The sequence below is a fragment of the Chondromyces apiculatus DSM 436 genome, from assembly GCF_000601485.1.
GTDB lineage: Bacteria > Myxococcota_A > Polyangia > Polyangiales > Polyangiaceae > Chondromyces > Chondromyces apiculatus.
This window is the reverse complement of sequence record NZ_ASRX01000019.1, coordinates 21,225-45,059: the sequence shown is the minus strand read 5'-3', so window position 1 is coordinate 45,059 and position 23,835 is coordinate 21,225. Positions and strand designations below refer to the sequence as shown.

Here is a 23,835-nt window from a genome sequence, read left to right as displayed (position 1 = left end):
CGATGGCGGGATGGCGTGATGAGCTGGTCGATGCGGTCAAGTCCAAGGCAGAGCGAGAGGCGGAGGAGGTCGAGCGCCACAAGAAGCGGGTCAGCGAGGCGCTCACCGCCGCCGAGTCGGCGCTCTCGCTGAGCGCCGACGCCCTGCGCTTCACCGGGGAGAAGCTGAAGGACAAGGAGCAGCCGGTGGAGATCTCCGAGGAGCCGGACAAGATCCGGCTCTCGCTCCGGGACGTCAGCGTGACGCTGGAGCTGGTGCGTGAGTCCGCCGTCGTGCGGATCACCTTCGGCGACGGCAAGCCCCGCGAGTTCGACTTCGCCAAGGACCGGCACATCGCGCCCCCCGACGTCGAGGAGTACATCGGCCGGCGCGCCCTGGAGTTCGTGCGCGCCGCGCAGAAGGCCACGCCGTGGTGATGAGGCTCGGGTCTGCGGCCCGGAGGCGCCGGTCCGACCTCCTCCCTCTCTTCCTCCTCGCAGCACTCACCGCTTGCGCGCCGCCCCCCGCGGCGCCTCCGCCCGAGGTCGCGCAGACGCCTGCCGCGCCGGCGGTGGCGTCCCCGGCGGCAGCGCCCGCGCGGCTTGCCATCGATTCCGATCCGGCCGCCGCGGGGCGGATCCAGGCAGACGTCGTCGCGCTCACCACGCAGGAGATGGAGGGACGCGGCACGGGCACCGATGGGGCGCGGCGGGCTGCGGAGCTGGTGGCGAAGCGGTTCGAGGAGCTGGGCCTGGAGCCGCTGGGGGACGCGGGGGCGCAGGCGAAGAGTTTTCTGCAGGCCTTCGAGGCGCGCGTTGGCGCGGCCGTGGAGCCGCCACAGCTCAAGGTGGTGCGCGGCAAGCAGGGGACTGCGGTGGATGCGAAGACGGTCACCACCGCGGACGGGAGCGAGAGCGGTACTGTCGCGGGCGCCGCGGTGTTCGTGGGGCACGGGATCAACGCGTCGGCGCTCGGGTGGGACAGCTACGCCGGCATCGATGTGAGCGGCAAGGTGGTGGTGGTGCTCGCCGGCGCGCCGACCCTCGACGGCGCCCACCAGAAGGACGCGCTGCGTGATTTCGGGAGCGTCCGATACAAGCTCCGCACCGCGCGAGAGCACAAGGCGCTCGGCGTCGTGGTGGTCGCGGAGGGCGAGGAGCTGCCCAAGGGATCGCACGACACCAGCGGGATGGGCGTACCCGCGGTGGTGGTGACGCGCTCGGCTGCGGAGAAGCTCTTCCCAGCCGCGAAGATCCGCGACAAGGCGACCTGGGAGGTCAAGAAGGCCCCTGCGCCAAAGGCGATCGCCGGGGTGAACCTCGAGTTCACCACGAAGGTGACGCCTCAGAAGGCCACGGCGTGGAACGTGGTGGGCTTGCTCCCGGCGCGGGCGGGCTCGCCCCACGCGGGAGAGTTCGTCGTGGTGGGCGCCCACTACGATCACCTGGGGCACGGCGGGTCGAACTCGCGCAAGCCGGGGTCGACGGAGATCCACCACGGAGCCGACGACAACGCCTCGGGGACGGCGCTGATGATGGAGGTGGCGCGGCGGATGGCGGCGCTGCCGGCGCGCCCCGATCGCGGCGTGGTCTTCGTGGGTTTCGGGGCCGAGGAGCTGGGTACGCTCGGCTCCAGGCACTTTGTGGAGGCGCCGCCTGCCTCGATCGGCGCCATCAAGAACGTGGTGGCGATGATCAACGCCGACATGGTCGGCAGGCTCCGCGACGACAAGCTCCTCGTGGACGGCGTGGGGACCTCACCGGGGTGGGGGCCGATCGTGAAGGCCGCCGGCGACGGGCTGAAGCTCGAACTTGCCCAGGGGGCCGAGGGCTTCGGCGCCAGCGATCACGCACCGTTCACGGCAGCGCGGGTGCCGGTCGCGTTCCTCTTCACGGGCGTGCACGAGGACTACCATCAGCCGAGCGACACGGCCGAGAAGATCAACGCCGAGGGCGAGTCGCGGATCGCCACCCTGGCTGGCCGCATGGCCCTGGCCGTGAGCCAGCAGGTGGAGCGGATGCCCTTCGTCGATGCTCCTGCGGACCCGAAGCGCTCGGGGCGTGGCGGGTTCAAGGTCTCCGTGGGCACCGTGCCCGACTACGCCTACCAGGGCAAAGGGCTGCGCCTCACCGGGGTGCGGCCGGATTCGCCGGCCTCGCGCGCGGGCCTCCAGGCGGGTGACGTGCTGGTGAAGGTGGGCTCGCACGAGATCACCAACATCCACGACTACATGTTCTCGCTGGGCGAGCTTGAGCCCGGGCGAGAGGTGGTGATCGAGGTCGAGCGGAACGGCACCCGCGTCCCGCTCAAAGTGATCCCGGCTCCTGGCACCCGATGATCTCGCGTCCTCCTCTCCAAGCGATCCTGGCTCCCGGCACCCGATGACCTCGCGACAACCTCGTTTCGCTGCAGCAGGTGCCGTGGCGGGTCTCCTGCTGTTCACGTCCCTCGCCGCATTCTCCGGGTGCACACGCCCCGAGGAGGGCACCTCGGGAGAAGCAGTCCCTCCCGTCCCGGCGAGCGCTGCCTCTGGCACCACGCCGCCGGCCGGTGCGGGCACGTCCACGGCGCTGACCCCTCCGAGTGATGGGGGTGCGGAGGCTGCAGCCCCCGCAGGGGAAGGGGTTCCTCCTGGGAGCGCGGAAGGCGCCGGCACTCAGGGCGCGCCGCCGGCTGGGCAGACCATGCCTGGCCCTCCCGACGTGGACGGCGACGGCTTCCCGGGCTCCTCGAAGGGCTGCCCGGCTGACATGGTGCTCGTGGCGGGGAACTACTGCCCCGAGGTGCTCCAGAGCTGTCTCCGGCACCACGACGAGTACGAGCGCGACCAGGAAAAGAAGAAGCAGAAGCAGGACAAGGGCGAGGCGGCCGGAAGCTCCACGGTGAGTGAGCGGTGCCTCGAATACCGTGCCCCCACCGAGTGCCTCTCCAAGAAGCGAGAGCCGATGCGGTTCTGCGCAGATCGCTACGAGTGGCCCAACAAGAAGGGGGAGCTACCGGCTCTCTTGATCTCGTGGACCGACGCCAAGAAAACCTGCGAGTCCGTCGGCAAGCGCCTCTGCACCGAGGACGAGTTCAACTTCGCGTGTGAGGGCGAGGAGATGCTCCCCTACACGAATGGATACGTCCGGGATCCGGCGAAATGCAGTATCGATAAGCCGTACCGCAAGCGTGAGCACAAGCTGCGCAAGTATGACCGATGCATGAAGGACCCGCGCTGCAAGGCGGAGCTCGAAAGGCTGGACCAGCGGCTGCCCGTGGGCTCGCTCCCGGCGTGCGTGTCGCCGTTCGGCGTCTACGACCTGAACGGGAACATCAATGAATGGGTCGAGCGGCCCGGCAAGAAGTACCCGGACCGGAGCGGGCTCAAAGGGGGCTGGTGGGGGCCCGTGCGGGGCCGCTGCCGGCCGACGGTGGGGTTCCACAAGGAAGACGATTACGGTTACGAGGAGGGCTTTCGCTGCTGCAAGGATGCCGAGCCGTAGCAGGATCGCGGCAGGACCTGGCGGAGCTGGAGCTGTAAGCTGAGGACGAGGTAGGCGTTTTTTCAGGCCAGCGGCCCTCGTGCGGGCGTACCGTTCACGGGGCTCTCGCCAAGCCATTGCCTGCAGGGGGCCTTGACCCTGCACCCGTGGGAGAACTTCATGAAGCGAGCCATTTCTTCTCGGATCTTCGGACTGCTGGCCCTGGCGCTCGGCGCCGCCGCTGTGACCTCGATGGGATGTCGCGGCAACGAGGCAGAGGACCCCCAGAGCGTGCAGCAGGGGAACGCCTACGGGCAGCAGTACCCGCAGCAGCCGTATGGGCAGCAGCCGTATGGGCAGCAGCCGTATGGGCAGCAGCCGTATGGGCAGCCGCAGACGCAGCAGTACCCGCAGCAGCAGTACCCGACGACGCCAGCGCCCACGCAGACAGCCCCAGCCGCGCCAGCCAACCCGCTCGCGCTCCCCTGTCAGAACGACGGCGTTTGCGGCACCCACAAGTGCAACCTGCAGACGCAAAAGTGCGCGTTCCCCTGCGCCGTCAGCGCCACCGACTGCGGCGCCGGCTTCGGGTGCATGGGCGGCGTCTGCCTACCGGGCGTTCCGTAACACAGTCGGGACGCCGACCGACGACGCGTCGCGCGCCGGAGCTTTCCCGATCAGTGCTTCAGCCCCGGCTGCCAGGCGGGGTGTGGCTGCTGGGCGGGGCGAGATCGGCGCGATCGTCGAGGTGATCGAGCAAGTCCTGGATCGGCGCGAGGTGCTCGGAGTTCGCCTCGATGAAGCCCTCGGCCCCGAGCAGCGCGCTCGCGGCGGCGCGTAGCTCGTCGGACGGCTGGAGCAGCGCCTTCTGCACGGCGCGGATCTTGTCGATAGGCGTGCGGATGGTGGCGGCGATCATGTCGTTCGGGATGGGCCCCGCGGTGGCCAGCATGCGCACCTGCGCGTCGCCCCATCCAGAGCGGCGAGGGCGGCTGCGCCGCGGATCGAGGTGCACGAACGAGGCGCCCACGTCGGCGCGGCCTTCCAGGACGGCTTTGCCCACGGCGGTGTGGGAGCCGTAGAAGGTCTCGCTTGCGAACAGGTTCTCGAGATCGATGCCGCGCTGGCGCAGCGAGGCGCGGATCACCAAGTATCCGGCGGCGCTCTGCTGATCGACCCACGCCGCGCGCGCGCCGTGGAGCTGGGTGAGGTCGCGGATGCGCGAGCCGGGGTGGGTGAAGAGCGCCGTGGAGTAGAAGGCGGTGCCGCCGCGCACGGGCAGGGCGATGGGGATCGCGCGGCCGCGCGAGGTGGCGCGCAGGGCGAGCACGGGGGGGAGCCAGGCGATGTCGACGTCGCTGGCGTGCATGGCGTCGATCAGGTCGCCGTAGTCGGCGAGGTCGTGCGTGAGGACGGGGTACGCCGTGTCGTCGGCGAGCGCCGCGCAGAAGGCATCGAGGGCCGCGCCGCGCTGCGGGGCCCAGCGCGCGCTCCGGGAGCGCTCTGACGGGTCGGGCACAACGCTGGCGGGGCCAAACGCGTCCTCGGGGGCCGGCGCGAGTCCGATCCGGATCTCCAGCCGTGCCGGTTTTCTGCTCATGGGATCCGGCTCCGCCCGGGGCCGCACAACATTGCGCGCAGGGTTCGACCGGTCAAGCCATCACCCCGTGGCGCCCATGCGGAGCACACGGGGTCGTGAGCACGGCCGCGACGCGAGATGGGATCACGCCGTGACGCCAGGCTGGATGCCGTTCAGCGCCATCAAGCGGGAGCGCTCGGCCTCCTTGTTGAGGTCGCGGTAGCGCTCGTCGAGGCGGGTGACGTCGAGCTTGAGGATGCGCCCGTAGAGCTTGAACGCGATCCCGAGCACGCCGGGGTAGCACTCCGCCTTCACCCGCTCCTCGTAGTACGGGTACGCCGCCTCGTGGAAGCTGCGCAGGTTGTAGAAGGGGATGCCCGGGTACTTGTGGTGCTCGTTGTGGTAGCTGACGTTGTTCCAGAGGAAATTCATGAAGTGCGCGCTCGTCCCGTAGGTGCGTGAGCTGTAGGCGTCGTCGTCGCTGGGGAGCATCTCGTAGTGCTCGATCATCGAGGTGAGGCTCGCCAGCACCGCGCCGAAGAGGAAGGGCACGAGGTAGAAGAACAGGAACACCTGCAGCGGCATCAGCGCGAACGCGACGGCCATGATCGACCACCAGCCGACCAGCTCCAGGACCATCTGCACGCGCTGCCAGCCGGTGAGGCGCAGGGTGTACCGGCCCATCTGGGTCGCGAAGTAGATGGGGTACGCGAAGCCGTAGACCACGAGCAGGAGCAGCTTCGCGAGCACCGGGTTGCGCGTGTAGTCGGTGACCACGAAGTTGTCGACGTCGGGGTACGTGTTCGTGATGCGGTGATGGTGCAGGTGGTAGTTGCGGTAGAGCGTCACGCTCATCCCGCTCGGCGCCCAGCACACCAGCGCGATCAGGTACGACAGGCGCTTCGAGCGCGCGCAGTTGCCGTGCACGGCGTCGTGCGCGACGGCGCCGAGGCCGCGGATGAGGTTCGCGATGAAGAACGAGATCAGGAGCCCGATCGGGATCGCGAGCGCGTGGTCGCGGGTCGCGTAGAGCACCGCCGTGGCCCCGGCCCAGAGGGCGAAATGGAGCGGAATCTTGAGCAGATGCACAGGCTTTCTCTCGTAAGCCTGACGCAACAGATCCTGCGGTACCGCTTCCATTCCAGCCATGACTCGGCTCCTTGCGACGGCGCTCCCCCAGCGCGGGGCGGAACTTCTCAAATGCGCCCCGAGAAGACAAGAATGGACCCGTCTTTCAGCGCGCATCGAGAGCGCGAAACAGCCTACGCGCTGCCTTGAGGCGGCGTTCGATTGCCGGTAAGAGCCCTGCATGAAGACGCGGACAGAGACCGACAGCTTCGGGCCGATCGAGGTGGACGACGGGAAATACTGGGGGGCTCAGACCCAGCGTTCCCTGGAGAACTTCCCCATCGGCCGCGAGCACTTCCCGCGCGAGCTCATCGCCGCGCTCGGGCTCGTCAAGAAGGCCGCCGCGATGGTGAACCACGATCTCGAACTGCTCCCTGCGGACAAGCTCGCGCTCATCGTCCGCGCCGCCGACGAGGTGATCGCGGGCAAGCTCGACGAGCACTTCCCCCTCGTGGTGTGGCAGACGGGCAGCGGTACCCAGACGAACATGAACGTCAACGAGGTGATCGCGAACCGCGCCATCGAGCTCGCCGGCGGCACGAGAGGTTCCAAGAAGCCGGTTCACCCGAACGACGACGTGAACCGCTCCCAGAGTTCGAACGACGTGTTTCCCACGGCCATGCACGTCGCCGCCGCCCTCCAGATCAAGGACAGGCTCTTGCCCGCCGCGCAGACCCTGCGCGCCACCCTCGCCGCCAAGAGCGACGCCTTCCAGGATATCGTGAAGATCGGCCGCACCCACCTGCAGGACGCCACGCCCCTCACCCTCGCTCAGGAGATCTCGGGCTGGGTGGCGCAGATCGATGCGAGCGTCATGGGAGTGGAGCGCGCCCTCCCGGGCCTCTTCGAGCTGGCGCTCGGCGGCACCGCCGTCGGCACAGGCCTCAACGCCCACCCGGAGTACGCCGTGCGCTCGGCTGCCAGGATCGCCGCGCTGTCCGGTCAGCCCTTCATCACCGCCCCCAACAAGTTCCAGGCCCTCGCCTCCCACGATGGCCTCCTGCTCGTGCACGGCGCGCTCCGAGCGCTCGCGGCGAGCCTGATGAAGATCGCCAACGACGTGCGCTGGCTCGCGAGCGGCCCTCGCTGCGGCCTCGGCGAGATCACCCTCCCCGAGAACGAGCCGGGCAGCTCGATCATGCCCGGCAAGGTCAACCCCACCCAGTGCGAGGCGATGATCATGGTGTGCTGTCAGGTCCTCGGCAACGACGTGGCCGTGGGCATCGGCGGCGCGAGCGGCAACCTGGAACTCAACGTCCTCAAGCCCCTCATCATCCACAACACCCTGCAGTCGATCCGCCTCCTCGCCGACGCCATGGCCTCGTTCGAGGAGCGCTGCGCGCGCGGGATCGAGCCCAACCGCGCGCGGATCGCCCGCCTCGTCCAGGAGAGCCTGATGCTGGTGACAGCGCTCACGCCGCGGACCGGCTACGACGCTGCCGCGAAGGTCGCGCGCAAGGCGCACGCGGAGGGGACCACCCTGCGCGAGGCGGCGGTCTCACTCGGGTTGCTCACGGGGGAGGAGTTCGACGCGCTGGTCAGGCCCGAGGACATGATCCACCCTGGCGACTGATCAGTGGAACGGGAGCGGGAAGCGCACCCCTACCGCCGGGAGCACGCCAGCATCCCAGCGCCCGAAGGTGGTCCCGCGCGCCCGGAAGAGGAGCGGCTCTCCGAAAACCTGCACGTCGTCCCACCGCGTCAGGGTCGTCTCGTTGCCCTGCGCCGCGTGCGTCGACGTCTCGGCGACCTCGGCCTGCACCTGAGGGCGCGCCGCGCTCATCGCCTCGACCCCGCGCGGCTGTGCCGAGGCGCGGAGCGCCTGGTTCGTCAGCGCATCGAGCTGCTGCCGGGCGTCTTCGAGGACCACGACCCAGGCGCGCCCGAGCTGCGCCGGCGGCGCCGGGTCCAGCACCGAGGGCATGAACTGCGCCCCGCCTTCCCCTCCGGCCACCACCTGCTTCGCCGCCTGCGGCTGCGGCTTCTCGGTCTGTGCGGACGCGACCCCCGTGGTCGCCAGGGCCGCCATCACCAGCATCGAGACCACGGTCTTGCGTGCACCGCTCATGGCCCAACCTCCTGTCGGGTGCACGGTGGCGCCCGGCTGAGAGCTATCCAGCAGAGGCTGACGACCCAGCGTGAGGCCAGGTGGCCAGGTCGACACCTGCCCCGGGAGGACCCGAGACAGGTGCTGACTTCACCAAGGATAAGGCTGAGCGGCGCGACGGGAAGAGGTGCTCTGGCCGGATCGGGACCAAAATGACACGGCCAGATGCGTCCATGCAGAACGCGCGTGGGTGGGACGGACGTCAGGCCTTGGCGGCCATCGCCTTCTGGAGGGTGACGCCCATCTCGGCGGGGCTCGGGGAGACGAGCACGCCTGCGTCCTCGAGCGCCGCGATCTTCTCGGCGGCCGTGCCCTGACCGCCGGCAATGATGGCGCCGGCATGGCCCATGCGCTTCCCCGGGGGAGCCGTGCGGCCGGCGATGAAGCCCGCCACGGGCTTCTTCATGTTCTCCTTGATCCATGCCGCGGCGCGTTGCTCGGCGCTGCCGCCGATCTCGCCGATCAGGATGATCCCGTGGGTGTCAGGGTCCGCGTTGTAGAGCTTGAGGACGTCGATGAAGTCCATGCCCGCAACGGGATCGCCGCCGATGCCCACGCAGGTGGACTGCCCGATGCCGAGCGCGCTGAGCTGGCCCACCGCCTCGTAGGTGAGGGTGCCGGAGCGCGAGACCACGCCGATGTGGCCCTTCTTGTGGATGTGCCCCGGCATGATGCCGATCTTGCACTCCCCGGGGGTGATGACCCCGGGGCAGTTCGGCCCGATCAGCGTCGTCGCCTTGCCTTCGAGGGAGCGGCGGATCTTCACCATGTCGAGGACGGGGACGCCCTCGGTGATGCAGATGACGAGCCTGCAGCCCGCATCCGCGGCCTCGGCGATGGCGTCGGCCGCGCCGGGCGGCGGAACGAAGATGCACGAGACATCGGCACCCTCTGCCTTCACGGCCTGCGCGACCGTGTCGTAGATGGGAACCTTGTCCTCGAAGCGCTGACCGCCGCGGCCGGGGGTCACGCCCGCGACCACCTTGGTGCCGTACTCGATGCAGGCGCGGGCATGCTGCGACCCGAAGGCGCCGGTGATGCCCTGAAAGACGACCCGCGTGTCCTTGTTGACGAGGATGCTCATCGCTGTCCCATTCTCCCTGGTCTCAAGCCTTCGCCGCGCGGGTCGCGGCCACGATCTTCTGCGCGCCGTCGCCCATCGAGGACGCGGACTGGATGGCGAGCCCGCTCTCGTCGAGCAACTTGCGGCCCAGCTCGACGTTCGTTCCCTCCAGACGCACCACGAGCGGCACCTTCAGGCCGAGCTCCTTGGTGGCGGCGATGATCCCCTCTGCCACCACGTCGCAGCGCATGATCCCGCCGAAGATGTTCACGAAGATGCCCTTCACCTCGTTGCTGCTCAGGATCATCCGGAACGCCTTGCTCACCTGCTCCTTCGTGGCGCCGCCGCCCACGTCGAGGAAGTTCGCGGGCCGGCCCCCGGAGTGGAGGATGATGTCCATGGTGGCCATCGCGAGGCCCGCCCCGTTCACCAGGCAGCCGATGTCGCCCTCCAGCGAGACGTAGGAGAGGCCCGCCTTCCTGGCTTCGAGCTCCACCGGATCTTCCTCGTCCGGATCCTGCAGCTCTTCCCAGCCCGGGTGGCGGAAGGAGGCGTTGTCGTCGAAGTTGATCTTCGCGTCGAGCGCCACGATGTCGCCCGACTTCGTCTCGATGAGCGGGTTGATCTCGAGCAGCGAGCAGTCCTCGCCGGTGAACGCCGCGTAGAGTGAGGTCATCAGCGCGCTGAACTTCTTGAGCTGCTCCTTGCCGCCGAAGCCGAGCGCGAACGCGAGCTGCCGCACCTGGTAGCCGGCGAGGCCGAGCACCGGGTCGATGTGGATCCGGATGATCTTTTCGGGGGTCTCGTGTGCGACCTCCTCGATGTCCATGCCGCCGGCCGTCGAGGCGATCACCGCGATCTGGCGGCGGTCGCGGTCGACCAGGAGCGCGAGGTAAAGCTCGCGAGCGATGTCGAGCCCCTGCTCGATGTACAGGCGCCGCACCTTCTGGCCCCCGGGGCCCGTCTGCGGCGTGACGAGCTGCATCCCGAGGATCTTCTCCGCGAGGGAAGTCGCCTCGGCCGCGCCGCCTTTCGCCACCTTCACCCCGCCGCCCTTGCCGCGACCGCCAGCGTGGACCTGCGCCTTCACGACGACGACGGGGTTGCCAGTCTCCGCGATGAGCCGCTCCGCGATGGGACCGACCTCGCTGACGTTGAACGCGGCCTCGCCCTTCGGCACCGGGACGCCGTATCGGGCGAAGATCTGCTTGCCTTGATACTCGTGGATTTTCATGAGAGAGGCCGGGACGCTATCACAGTCGAGGGCCTTCCAGGGCACGAGGAAGGGACAGCATGGCGAGATCGTCCACGGGATCGTTCGCGCAGTGTTCTCCGTACGGCTTCTCCCGCCGCTCTCACCCGCGCGTCCATGCCGCGGCGCGCGCGCTTCACCGTGCGTTGTCCCGCGCGCGACGGCGTGGTCCCTCGCCCCCGCTCCCGCTCCCGCTCGTGTCCTCCTGCATCCTCGCCGCGCTCCCCCTCGCGTGCGGCGGCGTCCCCGAGCACGTCCCGCCGTCGGGCGCCCTGACCCCAGCGCCTCCCCCGGCCCTGATGGCCTCCACCGCCTCCACCGCGGCGCTCCCGCAGTCACCGCCTCTCCCTGCACCTCCCCCAGCGCCTGCACTTGCGCCTCGCCCTGCGCCTGCGTGCCCCGAGGACATGGTCTTCGTCGACACCGTGACCTGCCCCAGGGTCGAGCTGCGCTGCCTCGACAGCGAGTACAACCAGGCGAACCACATCACCATCTGTCACGCCTTCGCCCCTGGCCAGGTGTGCCTCACAGAGCCCAGGCGGCAGCGGTTCTGCATCGATCGTTACGAGTACCCGAACCGCGAAGGGGCGCACCCGCCGGTGATGGTCGACTGGTACGACGCGGCGGGGGCCTGCGCCTCCCGCGGCAAGCGCCTCTGCTGGGAGAGCGAGTGGGTCGCCGCCTGCGAGGGCCCGGAGAAGCTCCCCTTCCCCTACGGCCTCGAGCGCGACCCCGCGCAGTGCAACATCGACAACCCCTGGCGCCAGCCGAACCTCGACAAGATCTACGCACAGGACCCGGCGATCCAGGGCCCGCAGCTCCTCCGCCTCGACCAGAGCGTGCCGAGCGGCGCGAAGAAGGGCTGCGTGAGCGGCTTTGGCGTCCACGATCTCACCGGCAACGTCGACGAGTGGGTCAACGCCGAGTCGCCGCGCGGGAAAGCGAAGTGGGCGGGGCTCAAAGGAGGCGCGTGGGGGCACGTCCGCAATGCATGCCGTCCGATGACCACGAGCCACCCGCCCGAATTCACCTACTACTTCATTTCATTCCGGTGCTGCGCCGATGCCGCGCCCGAACCGGGAGCGGCCCAGGATCCGAGGCTATGGACGCCACCCCCGCCGCCGGATCACCCTGATCCGAGCGGTCACCTGAGCCCGGGCTGGACGCCGCAATGAGGGACACGTCGCCCGGGACCCGAGCAACGCAGGTGGGCGACACGTCTCTGTAGGCGAGCGACGGGAGGTTCTCCGAGGAACGCTCAGTAGCGGTATGCTGCCGTCGAGCGCAGCGTATTCATGCCGACGGAGGGCGTGGTGGGCAGACCGGGGCGCTGCTTGGCGGGTCGGGTTGCCACGGTGGCCGGGCGGCTGCTGCGGGAGGCTGCTGCAGGGGCCTCGGCGCCCTCCTCCTCCTCTTCCTCCATGCGTGCGGAGTAGACGGGGGGCTCCGGCTTCGCGAACGACAGGCCGGTGTAGATCCCGGGGACGGTGGCGAAATCGTACTTGGAGACCTTGGCTTCGACGGCGATCTTGAAGCCATCGAACAGTGCCGCCGACACCCCTGCGCTGGCCACGACTGTGGGGATGATGCCGTCGTAGGCCGGGTAGAACCCGGCGAGGCCCCCGTTCGGATCGATGGTCCCGTGGACGCGGAACATCGGGTGGATGGGCTCGGCGGGGAGCACGTTGAGGACGGCCCCGGCGATCATGTTGAAGTTGTAGATGTTCGTTCCCGCCTCGTCGGGGACGCCGATGAAGCCGGGGGCGGCCTCGATGTCGACGGTCAGGAACTCGTGGGGATAGAACTCCAGGGCCAGGTTCAGCCAGTAGAACCTCTGGTTGGGCATCGCCACGAAGCCGGACCAGGTCGCGAAGTGGTCCTGGATGGTGGTGATCCCGGCGCCAGCCTTGATCCCGGCCCAGGTCTCCATGTCGACCACGCCATCGTCGTCGAAATCGTGGTTGGCGAAGCAATCGGCCCAGTCGAGATCGCAGCCACCGAAGACGAAGAACTCGTAGCCGCTATCGAGCACGTAGGCGACTTCGGCGCCCACCGTCCTGCCCGGCGTGACGTTGTAGTTCAGCGAGCGGGTGGGGAAGACGTTGATCCAGGCGTCCCAGTCCTCCAGGCCGATCATGCTGGTAATGACGCCGCCTCGAAAACGGAACTTGTCGAGGCTGTACTGGAGCATTGCCCATTCCGGGGGGCCGATCTTGAACCCCTGCTCCGGTTCGGACCAGGGCGGTGAGCTCCAGAGGCCTCCGAGCGGCTTGATCGCCTCATTCGACGCGAATTGAAGATCGAAATCGAGGCGGAAGTACCAGGGGCCGCTTTCCAGGCGGAAACCGATCTCGGTCTGCGCGTGGGCTGAAAAGCTTTCTGGAGTCATCCCATCGGGGTAGCGCTCGGCGGCAATGAGCGTCGAGGCGCCACCACCGAACCAGATATCCACGTCAGCGGGTATTGCGGGTACGAGGGGTAGCAGTGCGTAACCTCCTTCCGGTCCGCAGCCTAGGCAAACCCTCGGCTGCCGAGCAAGCGAAATGACCTGGCTCGGGGTCAGCCTCGTTGCAAAAAGAGACGGCTGCAGGTCGTGGCAACGCCAGAGAATCTCGTGTGGCTGCAGCGATATCTTGAGCTTGGATTGCCAGGTGCTCCGATGCCTGTCACTGCACGATGGAATCGAAGGGTGTCGCCTCGCCGTGCCTCGCATACTGCACGCTGGCGGGGGCATCGGGTGATGGTCCTGTGTCGCGCGCGCGACGTCCGCCGGAGGGAGGCGCGCTCGGGGAGGTGTGCTCGGGGGGCGGGGGGGCGTTGAAGCGTGCAGAAGGTCGAGCACGTCGTGCATTACGCCTCCGGGTACCTCTCGGAAGGGAGGTAGCGACCAACGGGAGTGTAGGAACCGCAGGTTCCTGCCTCAGGGTACGCAGTACCGCAGTACCTACATGTCGCTCTGGATGCGGGTGGTGTCGGCGCCGAGCTGGGCGAGCTTGCGCTCCATGTGTTCGTAGCCGCGGTCGAGGTGGTAGACGCGCAGCACGTCGGTTTCCTCGGAGGCGACCAGACCGGCGATGACCAGGGAGGCGCTTGCGCGCAGATCGGTGGCCATCACGATGGCGCCGGAGAGTGCGTGGCCACCGTGGACGTGGGCGGTGTGGCCGTCGACGTCGATGTGTGCGCCCATCCGCACCAGCTCGGGCACGTGCATGAACCGGTTCTCGAAGATGGTCTCCACGATGCGGGATGTCCCCTGAGCGAGGCACATCAGCACCATGAATTGCGCCTGCATGTCGGTGGGGAAGCCCGGGTGGGGGGCGGTGGTCACGTCGATGGCGCGCAGCGGGCGATCGGGATCGCGCCGGATGCGCACGCAGTCGCCTTCACGGCCCACCTCCACCCCGGCTTGCCGGAGCCGTGCGGAGACGGCCTCCAGATCTTCGAGTGGGGCGCCTTCGAGCAGCACGTCGCCTCCTGCGGCAGCGGCGGCGACCATGTAGGTACCGGCCTCGATGCGGTCGGAGATGATCGCGTGATCGAAGGGCTCCAGCTCGTCGGCGCCCTCGATGTGGATCACGTCCGTACCGGCGCCGCTCACCCGCGCGCCCATCTTGTTGAGGACGCGGCCGAGTTCCTCCACCTCGGGCTCGCGCGCGCAGTTCACGAGGGTCGTGCGGCCTTTCGCCAGTGCGGCGGCCATCATCAGGTTCTCCGTGCCGGTCACCGTGGGCAGATCGAACACCACCTCGGAGCCGCGGAGACGCTTGCACTCCGCGACGATGTAGCCGCGCTCCAGCCGGATGGTCGCCCCCATGGCTTCGAGGCCCTTGAGGTGCTGGTCCACGGGCCGGGCACCGATCTGGCAGCCGCCTGGCAAGGACACCTTGGCCCGACCGTGGCGTGCCAGCAGTGGCCCCAGCACCATCACGCTGGCGCGCATCTGCTTCACCAGCTCGTAGGGGGCCTCGGGGCGTGACTGGGCCCCCCCGGAGATCCGCACCAGGGGCGGCGCGCAGTCCACCTTCCGCCCGAGGAACCGGAGCAGCGCCGCGGTGGTGTCGATATCGCGGAGTGCTGGCACGTTGCGGAGCAGGCTCTCTCCTTCAGAGAGCAGCGTGGCGCAGAGGATGGGGAGCGCCGCGTTCTTGGCGCCGCTGACGTGGATCTTCCCAGACAGGCGCTTGCCTCCCCGGATCCGGATGGCATCCATGACGGCCGCTATCCCATACCTGGCCAGAAAAGGCACGTTTTGGGCGCTCGATGGCGGAACGTGTACTACCCTGCTCCGGCGCATGCGATCGAGCGCCGCCGTACTCGCTGTCTTCGTTGCCTTCGGTGCCTTGACCTCGTCGGCCAGGGCGCAGCCAGCGCCTTCCGTGGATGTTCGCGGCTTTCGCGCGTCTGCGGATCCTGGCGCTGGGCTCTACCTGGAGCCGGCGGCGTCGCCGGGGACGGGGGATTTCAGCGCGGCGCTGTGGCTCACTTACGGCTACCGACCGATCTCCTTGCGGGATCCGACCACCGACGAGAGCCGCTTCTCGGTGATTGGCCACCAGCTCAGTGCCGACCTGGCGGCGACCGTCGGCATCGCCGAGCGCGTGGCCCTGGGCCTGGACATGCCCGTCGTCCTCTACCAGGGCGGGGATGCGCCGACCGAGGCCTCGCAACGGGTCCTCGGGGAGTTCCCGCTGCAGACGATGGCCCTCGGCGATCTTGGTCTCGTGGCGAAGCTTACGGCCGTCAAGCCGACCCGCGGTGAGTTTGGAGGGTTCGCGCTGGCGGTGCACGAACGGTTCACGCTCCCCACGGGGAGCGACCTCTCGTACGTGGGGGAGGGGGAGGTGACGAGCGAGACCCGGCTGCTCGCCGAGTACCGGGTCGTGGCCGTTGGCCTTCACCTGGCCACGGGCGTGAAGCTGCGCGCTCAGGAGGCCAGGGTCGCGTGTGCGGACGTCGCGGAAGAGGCGTGCCCCACCCGGTTTGGCCACGAGATCCCCTTCGGGCTCGGGTTGACGCTCAAACCACAGGCGTTCGGCCTTGATGAAGAAGGACGGGTGACCCTCAGCCTGGAGACCCACGGGTACCTGCCACTGTCGCCGATTGCGCCTTTCCAGAGCAGCCGCGTTGCTGCCGCCCAGCTCGGCCTCGGCGCGCGCTATGCGCTCCGCGACGTCTCCTTCCTGGTGGGCGTGGAGACGGCGCTGGTCGGGGGGGTTGGCAACCCACCCCTGCGCGCGCTCGCCTCGGTCGCGTGGGCGCCGCGCGCGCGTGATGCGGATGGAGACGGAGTCCCGGACGACCAGGATGCGTGCCGTGAGCTGGCCGAGGACAAGGATGGCTTCCAGGACGGCGATGGGTGCCCCGAGGGTGACAATGACGAGGATGGGGTGGTCGACGAGGAGGACCGCTGCCCCGGAGAGAAGGAGGACGAGGACGGCTTCGAGGACGAGGATGGGTGCCCCGATCCGGACAATGACGGGGATGATGTCCTCGATGTGCTCGATGCGTGCCCGGATGAACCGGGGCCGGACAGCGCGGATCCGGAGCTGAGGGGCTGTCCGAACCGAGACCCGGATCAGGATGGCATTGTCGGGGAGCAGGACCGGTGTCCCAACGCGCCGGAGGACAAGGACGGCTTCGAGGACGAGGATGGGTGCCCCGACCTGGACAATGACAGCGACGGCTTTCCGGACAAGGTGGATGCGTGCCCCGGGGAGAAGGGCGTGTACAGCGAGGACCCCAAGCTGAGGGGCTGTCCGGACCCGGATCTGGACAAGGACACGCTCCTCGCGCCGGAGGATCGGTGCCCCGGCCAGCCCGAGACCTGGAACGGCGTGGATGACGCCGATGGGTGCCCCGAGGAGGATCCCCGAAAGAAGCTCAAGCCCCTCGTGGTCCTGCGTGCGGATGGAGGGGTCGAGCTCTCCGCGGCGGTGCGCTTCACTGCGGAGGGAGCGGTGGATGCGGCGAGCATGCCTCTGCTCCGGGCTCTGGCCAGCGAACTGGCGAGGCGGCCGGCGTCGGTCGCGCAGGTCGGCGTGCGCAGCTCTCCGAAAGAGGGTGGAGACGAGGGCGCTGCCCGGAGGGCGGGGACGATCGTGGACGCGTTGCGCCGGTTCGCGCGGCGGCAGAGCGCTGCTGAGGTCGCGGCCTGGAAGGACGTGCGTGGGGTGCCACGCGCGCAGGCGCAGGGCGTGGGGGTGAAGGTGGTGGAGGGGCCGGGCACGGAGGCCCGCGGCGCGGAGAGGAAGCCATGAGCATGGGCGATGAGCGCTCTCGTGACGACCACCCCGAGGGTGGAGAGGAAGAGCAGGCTCCCGCAGGGGGCGCGCCGCGCGCGCTGCAGACCTGGGAGGGTCCGAGCCGCGCCGCGCCTTACCCGCTGAGCAGGCTCGCGCCGCCGCATGGGCTGATCGACGTGGCCAGGGAGATCCAGCAGGCGGATGCGCTGCTCGGAGCGGTGACGGGCGCGAAGCTGGAGACGCTGGCGCGCCAGATCCGGCGCCTGCAGGAGGAAGCGCGCGTCATCCTGGAGGAAGCGCAGCGGGATGGAGAGCTGCACCGGGTCGCGTGCAGCTTCAAGAAGCGCCCGGGGCAGGTGTATTACCTGTACCGACGGAGCGAGGGGTCTCGCTACTTCTCGATGCTGTCGCCCGAGGAGTGGGGGGGCTCCCCCCCGCACGGCTTCGAGGGGGGCTACCGGCTGGAAGCGGACATGTCGTGGACTCCCGAGGCCGAGCACGAGGAGCCGGAGGAGCGCCCGCGCAGCGAGGGTGCGCGTCGCCGCAGGTGAGCCCGTGAGGGGGCGCTTGGGCTACTCGCGGTGCTCGCGGTGCTCGCTGTGCGCGTCTCGTCTCAGCTAGCGCTTCAGGTCACTCGTCGCTGGGCATGGGCGGCGGCAGGATGCTCCGCCGCACGAAGTACTCTACCCGCTCGGATTCGGTCTCCACGGGACCTTCTTCGGCGTCGGCGTCGGAGCGTGGGGGCGTGTCTGCCAGTCCGAGCGTGTACTCCATCTGGACTTGTTCGAGCGCGTCCAGCATCGAGATGGCGTCGGGGAACCTGTCCTCGCGGTTGAGGGACACCGCGGTCATGGTGGCGGCGTCGAGGCTCGGGGGGATGCCGGGGCGGAGCATGCGCGGCCGGATCATCTTGACGCGCTGGATCTCGGTGAGCAGCGCTGCGGGCGAGTGCGCCTTGTACGGGAGCTGGCCGGTGAGCATCACGTACAGGATCATGCCGACGGAGTAGATGTCGGCGCGGACGTCCAGGTCACGCACGCCCTGGGCCTGCTCGGGGGCCATGAAGGCCGGGGTGCCCGCGATGGTGGGGGCGTTGCCGGTGTTGGCGGCTTCGTTGACGGCTTCCGCGACTCCGAAGTCGAGCACCTTCACCGTGAGCGGCCCGCGCTCGCCGCCGACGAGGCAGAGGTTGTCGGGCTTCAGATCGCGGTGGAGGATTCCCTCGGCGTGGGTGACCACCAGGGCGCTGAGCACTTGGGCGATGATGTCGACGGCAAGCTGGACGGAGATCTGACGCTCGCGCCCGAGCCGCTCGGTGACAGTCTCACCTTCGAGCCGCTCCATGACGAGGTAGGGCGTGCCGTCTTCCAGCGTCCCGAGGTCGTACACCTCGACGATGTTCACGTGCCCGAAGCGCCCGGCGAGGGCGGCTTCCTTGTGGAAGCGCGCGATGGCCGTCTTGCTGTGGGCGTACTGTGTCCGGAGCGTCTTGATGGCGACGCGGCGACGGAGGCCGACGTGGATGGCGTCGTAAACCATGCCCATGCCGCCCTTGGCGATCACGTCGAGGATGCGGTAGCGGCCGTGGAGGAGCCTGCCGACGAGGGGCGCGTCCTTGGTGGGGCGCGGCTTGTCGTCCTCGAAGTCGGGCGAGGCTGTCGACTCGGGGGGCCACGCCGTCTCATGCCGACCGCTGCGTGGTGATGGGGAGGAAGGCGGAGCGACGCTGGGCGCGCGGACGACCGGGGTGCCGTGAATGGGGCAGAGCGCGGTGTCCGATGGGTGTGGGAGTCCGCATGCCTGGCATCGGATGAAGTGCTGCGGCGGCATCGGGACCCGGCCAGAGTAAAGTTACCTCCGCCCGTGCAGCAAGGTCGTTCCGGGGGAGCGTGCGGACCATGTAGGCTGCCGTGCAGGGGGGTGTCCGGCACGTGGGGGGGCGTCTCCAGCCGAGCCGCGGCCGCCCCCGGCGTGTCGAGGTGTGGTCACTCGGGGTGAGGGGGCGGCCTGCGAGGGCTCAAGGTGCGGGATGGCGGCGCGCGGGGAGGCGCAGCCGGGTTGGATCAGAGCGCGGCTTACGGTAGGCTGGCCGCCAGCAGCGTGGTAGCTGACGCGCTCTGTTGCGCGGAGGGCTTCGCCAAGCCCTCGTGGCCCGGGTTCACCTTCTCTCATGCGTCGCAGGATGGCGGAGGATCGATCGCCTGAGCAGACACGGGAAAGACCTTCCGAGTTGTACGTGCGGTAGGGCCACCGGGTAGGATGGGAAAAGAGACAGAGGGCATGAGTACAGCGGAAAAGTTTCCCGAGGAAGCACCGGCTGGCGGAGGGGAAACAGATCCGCTCGTGGGCAAGGTCTTGAACGACAAGTTCAAGATCCTCTCCCTCCTCGCCACGGGTGGCATGGGCGTCATCTATCGTGGCGTGCAGCTCGCGCTCGGGCGACCCGTCGCCATCAAGGTGCTGACGCCGACGACCGCCTCGTCTCAGATTGACCCGAACTTCCACAAGCGCTTCTTCCTTGAGGCGAGCATCCTCGCGCGGCTCCAGCACCCCAACATCGTCACGGTGTTCGATTACGGCCGCGTCGAGAACATGGAGCCCGAGCGGTACTTCATGGCGATGGAGTTCCTCGAGGGCGAGACGCTCTTCCGCCGCATGCGGAAGACGACCCGCGTCCAGCCCCTAGAGGCGATGAGCATCGCCCGGCAGGTGGCGCGGGGCCTTCGCGAGGCGCACAAGCACGGGGTGGTCCACCGGGACCTCAAGCCGTCGAACATCATGCTCGTCCCCGGTGAGGACATGGGCGAGCTCGTGAAGATCCTCGACTTCGGGCTGGTCAAGGTGGTCGCCGACGACTCCGAGGAGCTCACCCAGCAGGGGTCCTTCCTCGGCTCGCCGCGGTTCATGTCCCCCGAGCAGATCTCCCACGGCAAGGTAGACCTGCGCACCGACGTGTATTCGCTGGGGGTGATCCTCTACCAGATGCTCTGCGGGAAGGTGCCGTTCGAGGCGGCAAACTCTGTGCAGATCCTCATTGCGCACCTCCAGCAGCCCGTACCGCCGATGCGCGAGCGCAACCCGGAATCCGATGTGCCCGAGGCGCTCGAGGCGTTCGTGATGCGGTGCCTGTCGAAGGATCCCGATGGGCGTCCGGTGAACATGGACGCCTTCATCAAAGGCCTCGGAGAGTGCGCGCAGTCGCTGGGGCTGACGACTTCCTTCGGGTCGACCGGCATGGTGACCATCGATTCGGGTGGGCTGCGCGCGCCGACGCCCATGCCGCCCGTCAGGGTGATGGCAGCGCTGCCGGGGTCGGGCGGGGCTGCCGACACGGGCGGTGGTGTGGTTGCGCGTGCGGCGAACGGCTCCGCGCCTCCCGCGCAAGCCGTGGAGGCGGCGCAACCTACCCAGCAAGGCCGTGGTAAGGTCATGCTCATCGGTATCGGGGTGGTCGCGGTCGCGGGCATTGCGCTCGTGGTCGGGCGGCTCTCCTCGTCCGATTCGACAAACCCGTCGACGCCCGCGCCGTCCGCTGCCCAGACGGCCGAAGCGAAGCCGCAGGATCGGAGCTCTTTCTCGCTGATGATCGAATCCCTCCCGTCGGGAGCCGAGGTGACCGAGGATGGCAAATCCCTCGGTACCACGCCCCTTCAGCTCTCGATCAACAACGAGGCGGTGCGTTCCGATCCCCGGCGCCTGACCGTGCGCGTCGACGGATACGAGTCTTATTCAATCGTCCAGGGGCCCTCCGAGCAATCGGTGCGCCTGGTCGCGACACTGACCAAGAACGTGGCGTCTGCGAACACGGGCACGCCCTCGAGCGCGCCCGTGAACGCACCCGTCAGCCAGGGGGTGCGGCCCTCTCGCCCGGCGCCACCAAAGCCAACGGCGACCTCTGAGCCGACGTCACCCCCACCACCCCGGCCGCTGGACATCAAGATCGAACGATGAGCTTCCGACGCTACATTCGGCCCCTCGCAATCGTCTCTCTCCTTGCCTTGTACAGCCCGGAAGCCCGGGCCGACGACCTGGCAGACGAGGCGGATCTCCACTTCTCCCTGGCGACCGAGAAGTACGCGGCGCGGGATTTTCGCGGTGCGCTCGAGCACTTCCTGATCTCGAACAGGCTCGTTCGTAACCGCAACGTCGTGTTCAACATCGCGCGTACGTACGAGCAGCTCGCGCAGTACGCAGATGCCTTCCGGTACTACGTGCAGGCCCTCGAACTCGAGCCCGACGCCTCCCGCAGGCCGATCATCGAGGAGGCGATCGCGCGCATCAAGCCGAATATCGCCGTGCTCAACGTGGTGACGGAGCCGCCCGGCGCCACCGTGTACATCAACCGGCGCGACCTCGGCCCGCGCGGCAACACCCCGCGGCTCCTCGGGTATCAGGGTGGCAGCTTCAAGGTCATCGTCGAACTCGAAGGGTACGAGCCCGAAGAGGTGGACGGCATCCAGGCGAAGCCCGGAGAGCAACGCACGATCAACTTGAAGCTCAAGCGGATCGTGGGGACGGTGCGCGTGGTCGGCGAGTCCGCTGGCGCGTCGGTGCGCATCGACGACCCTGCGGGCGCGCCTGCGTGCGTCGCGCCCTGCGACCTCACGCTGCCGCCCGGGCGACACCGGCTCTACCTGAGCCAGGAGGGCTACCAGACCTCGGAGCAGGACGTGAACGTGGTGGCGCGCCAGGAGATCCTCGCGCGTTACCGCCTGAACCCCCTCTCCGGCAGCCTCGTGGTCAACGCCGACGAGCGCGACGCGCTGGTCGAGGTCGACGGCAAGCCGGTCGGCTTCACCCCCGCCGTGCTCAACGTGCAGAGCGGCACGCGCAAGGTGCGCGTCTCGCTGCGCGGCTTCAAGGCTGACGAGCGCACCGTCAACGTCGTCCCCAACCAGCAGACTCGCATCGACCTCTCGCTGCGTCAGTTCGAGGAAGTCGAGGCGGCCTCCCGCGTGGCAGAGGCCGTCGAAGACGCTCCCGGTTCGGTCACCATCATCTCCGGCCAGGAGCTGCGCTCGATGGGCTATCCCACCGTCGCAGAGGCGCTGCGCGGTACGCGCGGTCTCTACACCACGTATGACTCGAGCTACACCTGGCTCGGCATCCGCGGCGTCAACATCCCCGGCGACTTCGGCAACCGTACCCTGATCCTGCTGAACGGGCAGCCCGCCAACGATAGCTGGTCGGGTATCTCGTACATCGACTTCTCGGCGAGGACGGACCTCGAGGACGTGGAGCGCATCGAGGTGGTCCGAGGCCCGGGCTCGGTCCTCTACGGTACGGGCGCGTTCACCGGCGTCGTCAACGTGGTGACCAAGGGTCGACCGACCTCGCTGAGCGCGAGCGTCGGCGCGAGCGCGGTCGAGAACAGCGTCTTCCGCGGTCGCGGGTCGGTGCAGATCCCCTTCGGGCGCGACTCGGGGGTGTGGATGTCGGTGGCCGGCGGGCGTGGCCTCGGCCGCGATTACTTCTTCCCGGACCTGGCCGCGCAGGGGCTGCCGGCGAACTCGCGCGACGCCGACGATTTCAACATGGGGACCATCCAGGGCCGCCTGTGGTTCAAGTCCCTCTCGGCGCAGTGGTTCCTGCACTCGCGCTCGAAGGCGGTGTCCACGGGCATCGTCGGCACGCAGGTCGGTGACGATCGGACCCGTTACGGCGACACGCGCGGCATCGTCGAGGTCAAGTTCGAGCCCCAGTTCTCCCGCTACATCGGGATGATGGCCCGCACCGCGTACAACTACATCAACTACCGCGGCCAGTTCTGGTACGAGCCCGGGGGTGAGTTCACGCAGATCGCGTCGGAGGAGACCTTCACCGGTCAGTGGGGCGTCGGCGAGCTTCGCTTCGTCATCACGCCCATTCCGCAGGTGCGCATCACGGTGGGCGGCGAGGCCCAGCTCCACTTCGTGGCGTCCCAGCGCGGCGAGGAGACCGACTGCACGGTGGACGGCGTCTGCACGCCCTTCCTGTACTTCCCCGGCAACCCGGAGGATCCGTACAACCCGGACGCCGTCGACAAGCACCCCTACCAGATCTTCGCGGGCTACGCCCTCGTGGACGTCATCCCGTCGGACCGGGTGCGTATCTCCGCCGGTGTCCGCATCGACCAGTACAACTTCCAGGCGTCGGACGGCTATGGAGCCTCGGATCCGGGGTACGACGCCTACGGGTTCTCCTCGCTGCCCAGCCCGCGCCTGGCGGTCATCGTCAAACCCTACCGGGACGGCAACCTGAAGCTGCTCGGAGGTCGCGCCTTCCGCGCGCCGAGCGTCTACGAGCAGTTCTACCGCAACAGCGCGATTGGCTGGCTGACTCCTGGCCAGGATCAGATCGAGCTCACCCCCGAGGACATCTGGAGCGGAGAGCTCGAGTTCACACATCGCTTCTCGACGACCGTTTCGGCCACGGCCGCCGGCTATGTGACCTACCTGAACAACCTGATCGCTCAGGGAACGGTGCAGTCAGCAGACGGGATCGGTGCGGGAGGCACGATCGTCTACCGGAACAACGAGGCGGGCATCCTCGTGGGCGGTGGCGAGCTTGAGGTGCGTCGCGATTGGCGTCAGGGATGGATGGCCGCCGCGTCCTACTCGTTCGCGCAGGCGCGGTACGTCGGCGGGGCGGCTCCTTATCCGAACGTCCCGAACTCGGTGCAGCACATGGGGTCCGTGCGCGGCACCATCCCGCTGTTCGGAAAGATCCTGGCGCTGGCGAGCAAGCTCACCGTGGAAGGGCCTCGCTACGACACCAGTGAGGATCAGCAGCAGACCGATCCTGCGCTGATCTGGGATCTCGTTCTGTCCGGTCAGCTCGATCGGGGCGGCTTGTCATACAATATCGGTGTTTACAACCTGGCCGACTGGCGCTACTCGCTGCCGCTGGCGCCCGACTTCGCCAGCACCAGGATGCCCCAGAACGGGCGCACCTTCATGGCGAACGCCAACTTGACCTTTTGAGCCGCTCATCTGAAAGAATCCGGAGTTCCCTTAGCCGACAGGATGCGGTCGCTCTCCTG

18 protein-coding genes are annotated in these 23,835 nt (G+C 68.6%); 10 read left to right on the top strand and 8 right to left on the bottom strand.

The features are described from left to right. Positions 1-2: 2 nt before the first annotated feature. From CAP_RS14145 to CAP_RS14130, 4 genes are all read left to right on the top strand, one after another. Positions 3-416 carry a hypothetical protein gene (locus tag CAP_RS14145; protein WP_044240919.1) on the top strand — a complete coding sequence of 138 codons (414 nt, stop codon included), beginning with the start codon at positions 3-5 and terminating at the stop codon, positions 414-416. Continuing rightward, entirely contained in the window at positions 416-2,317 is a 1,902-nt protein-coding gene (locus CAP_RS14140) for a M20/M25/M40 family metallo-hydrolase (protein WP_081864888.1), read from the top strand. Before CAP_RS14145 ends, CAP_RS14140 begins: the two co-directional genes overlap by 1 nt. Before the next feature lie 82 nt (positions 2,318-2,399). Next, the gene (locus CAP_RS44570) at positions 2,400-3,464 is read left to right on the top strand and encodes a formylglycine-generating enzyme family protein (protein ID WP_052375163.1); all 1,065 of its coding nucleotides are present in this window, start codon (positions 2,400-2,402) and stop codon (positions 3,462-3,464) included. A 159-nt stretch (positions 3,465-3,623) separates the two neighbouring features. Further along, entirely contained in the window at positions 3,624-4,070 is a 447-nt protein-coding gene (locus tag CAP_RS14130) for a hypothetical protein (RefSeq protein WP_156040783.1), read from the top strand. 58 nt (positions 4,071-4,128) lie between these two features. On the opposite strand, the gene CAP_RS44565 is transcribed toward CAP_RS14130, so the two are convergent. Both CAP_RS44565 and CAP_RS14120 read right to left on the bottom strand, forming a co-directional pair. Continuing rightward, positions 4,129-5,043 (bottom strand): phosphate/phosphite/phosphonate ABC transporter substrate-binding protein, encoded by a 915-nt coding sequence (locus CAP_RS44565; RefSeq protein ID WP_081864881.1) that lies wholly within the window; start codon positions 5,041-5,043, stop codon positions 4,129-4,131. Positions 5,044-5,166: 123 nt separating this feature from the next. Next, positions 5,167-6,111 carry a fatty acid desaturase family protein gene (locus CAP_RS14120; protein WP_231511456.1) on the bottom strand — a complete coding sequence of 315 codons (945 nt, stop codon included), beginning with the start codon at positions 6,109-6,111 and terminating at the stop codon, positions 5,167-5,169. Positions 6,112-6,331: 220 nt separating this feature from the next. Between CAP_RS14120 and fumC the strand changes: the two genes are divergently transcribed. Continuing rightward, a complete protein-coding gene (gene fumC / locus CAP_RS14115; RefSeq protein WP_044240912.1) occupies positions 6,332-7,723 on the top strand; it encodes a class II fumarate hydratase in 1,392 nt (463 codons plus the stop codon). On the opposite strand, the gene CAP_RS14110 is transcribed toward fumC, so the two are convergent. The 3 genes from CAP_RS14110 to sucC form a co-directional block, all read right to left on the bottom strand. Further along, positions 7,724-8,218, bottom strand: coding sequence for a hypothetical protein (locus CAP_RS14110; protein ID WP_044240910.1), 495 nt, complete (start codon positions 8,216-8,218; stop codon positions 7,724-7,726). A 241-nt stretch (positions 8,219-8,459) separates the two neighbouring features. Continuing rightward, positions 8,460-9,341: a succinate--CoA ligase subunit alpha gene (gene sucD, locus CAP_RS14105; RefSeq protein ID WP_044240908.1), complete on the bottom strand. Its 882-nt coding sequence runs from the start codon at positions 9,339-9,341 to the stop codon at positions 8,460-8,462. Between the two features lie 22 nt (positions 9,342-9,363). After that, positions 9,364-10,554, bottom strand: a complete 1,191-nt coding sequence (sucC, locus tag CAP_RS14100) for an ADP-forming succinate--CoA ligase subunit beta (protein ID WP_044240906.1) — start codon at positions 10,552-10,554, stop codon at positions 9,364-9,366. Between the two features lie 215 nt (positions 10,555-10,769). Here sucC and CAP_RS14095 point away from each other — a divergent pair, with 215 nt between their 5' ends. Beyond that, positions 10,770-11,747: a formylglycine-generating enzyme family protein gene (locus tag CAP_RS14095; RefSeq protein WP_081864880.1), complete on the top strand. Its 978-nt coding sequence runs from the start codon at positions 10,770-10,772 to the stop codon at positions 11,745-11,747. Between the two features lie 83 nt (positions 11,748-11,830). Here CAP_RS14095 and CAP_RS14090 read toward each other — a convergent pair whose 3' ends face one another. Beyond that, complete coding sequence (locus tag CAP_RS14090; RefSeq protein WP_052375156.1) at positions 11,831-13,024, bottom strand: hypothetical protein; 1,194 nt, start codon at positions 13,022-13,024, stop codon at positions 11,831-11,833. Between the two features lie 492 nt (positions 13,025-13,516). After that, positions 13,517-14,782 (bottom strand): UDP-N-acetylglucosamine 1-carboxyvinyltransferase, encoded by a 1,266-nt coding sequence (gene murA, locus CAP_RS14085; protein ID WP_044240904.1) that lies wholly within the window; start codon positions 14,780-14,782, stop codon positions 13,517-13,519. 130 nt (positions 14,783-14,912) lie between these two features. Between murA and CAP_RS50355 the strand changes: the two genes are divergently transcribed. Both CAP_RS50355 and CAP_RS14075 read left to right on the top strand, forming a co-directional pair. After that, on the top strand, positions 14,913-16,829 hold the full coding sequence (locus tag CAP_RS50355; protein WP_231511455.1) for a thrombospondin type 3 repeat-containing protein: 1,917 nt from the start codon (positions 14,913-14,915) through the stop codon (positions 16,827-16,829). Further along, positions 16,826-17,365 carry a DUF2452 domain-containing protein gene (locus CAP_RS14075; RefSeq protein ID WP_081864879.1) on the top strand — a complete coding sequence of 180 codons (540 nt, stop codon included), beginning with the start codon at positions 16,826-16,828 and terminating at the stop codon, positions 17,363-17,365. Before CAP_RS50355 ends, CAP_RS14075 begins: the two co-directional genes overlap by 4 nt. Positions 17,366-17,444: 79 nt before the next feature. On the opposite strand, the gene CAP_RS14070 is transcribed toward CAP_RS14075, so the two are convergent. After that, positions 17,445-18,644 carry a serine/threonine protein kinase gene (locus CAP_RS14070; RefSeq protein ID WP_044240902.1) on the bottom strand — a complete coding sequence of 400 codons (1,200 nt, stop codon included), beginning with the start codon at positions 18,642-18,644 and terminating at the stop codon, positions 17,445-17,447. Between the two features lie 450 nt (positions 18,645-19,094). Here CAP_RS14070 and CAP_RS14065 point away from each other — a divergent pair, with 450 nt between their 5' ends. Both CAP_RS14065 and CAP_RS14060 read left to right on the top strand, forming a co-directional pair. Further along, entirely contained in the window at positions 19,095-20,765 is a 1,671-nt protein-coding gene (locus CAP_RS14065) for a serine/threonine protein kinase (protein WP_044241006.1), read from the top strand. Continuing rightward, positions 20,762-23,776, top strand: a complete 3,015-nt coding sequence (locus CAP_RS14060; RefSeq protein WP_044240901.1) for a TonB-dependent receptor domain-containing protein — start codon at positions 20,762-20,764, stop codon at positions 23,774-23,776. Before CAP_RS14065 ends, CAP_RS14060 begins: the two co-directional genes overlap by 4 nt. Positions 23,777-23,835: the final 59 nt, after the last annotated feature.

Excerpts from the sequence above, each read along its gene's own strand:
- CAP_RS14145 (WP_044240919.1), top strand. The coding sequence starts at position 3 with ATGGCGGGATGGCGTGATGAGCTGGTCGATGCGGTCAAGTCCAAGGCA.
- CAP_RS14140 (WP_081864888.1), top strand. The coding sequence starts at position 416 with ATGAGGCTCGGGTCTGCGGCCCGGAGGCGCCGGTCCGACCTCCTCCCT.
- CAP_RS14130 (WP_156040783.1), top strand. The coding sequence starts at position 3,624 with ATGAAGCGAGCCATTTCTTCTCGGATCTTCGGACTGCTGGCCCTGGCG.
- CAP_RS44565 (WP_081864881.1), bottom strand. The coding sequence starts at position 5,043 with ATGAGCAGAAAACCGGCACGGCTGGAGATCCGGATCGGACTCGCGCCG.
- fumC (WP_044240912.1), top strand. The coding sequence starts at position 6,332 with ATGAAGACGCGGACAGAGACCGACAGCTTCGGGCCGATCGAGGTGGAC.
- CAP_RS14110 (WP_044240910.1), bottom strand. The coding sequence starts at position 8,218 with ATGAGCGGTGCACGCAAGACCGTGGTCTCGATGCTGGTGATGGCGGCC.
- sucD (WP_044240908.1), bottom strand. The coding sequence starts at position 9,341 with ATGAGCATCCTCGTCAACAAGGACACGCGGGTCGTCTTTCAGGGCATC.
- sucC (WP_044240906.1), bottom strand. The coding sequence starts at position 10,554 with ATGAAAATCCACGAGTATCAAGGCAAGCAGATCTTCGCCCGATACGGC.
- murA (WP_044240904.1), bottom strand. The coding sequence starts at position 14,782 with ATGGATGCCATCCGGATCCGGGGAGGCAAGCGCCTGTCTGGGAAGATC.
- CAP_RS14075 (WP_081864879.1), top strand. The coding sequence starts at position 16,826 with ATGAGCATGGGCGATGAGCGCTCTCGTGACGACCACCCCGAGGGTGGA.
- CAP_RS14070 (WP_044240902.1), bottom strand. The coding sequence starts at position 18,644 with ATGCCGCCGCAGCACTTCATCCGATGCCAGGCATGCGGACTCCCACAC.
- CAP_RS14065 (WP_044241006.1), top strand. The coding sequence starts at position 19,095 with ATGAGTACAGCGGAAAAGTTTCCCGAGGAAGCACCGGCTGGCGGAGGG.
- CAP_RS14060 (WP_044240901.1), top strand. The coding sequence starts at position 20,762 with ATGAGCTTCCGACGCTACATTCGGCCCCTCGCAATCGTCTCTCTCCTT.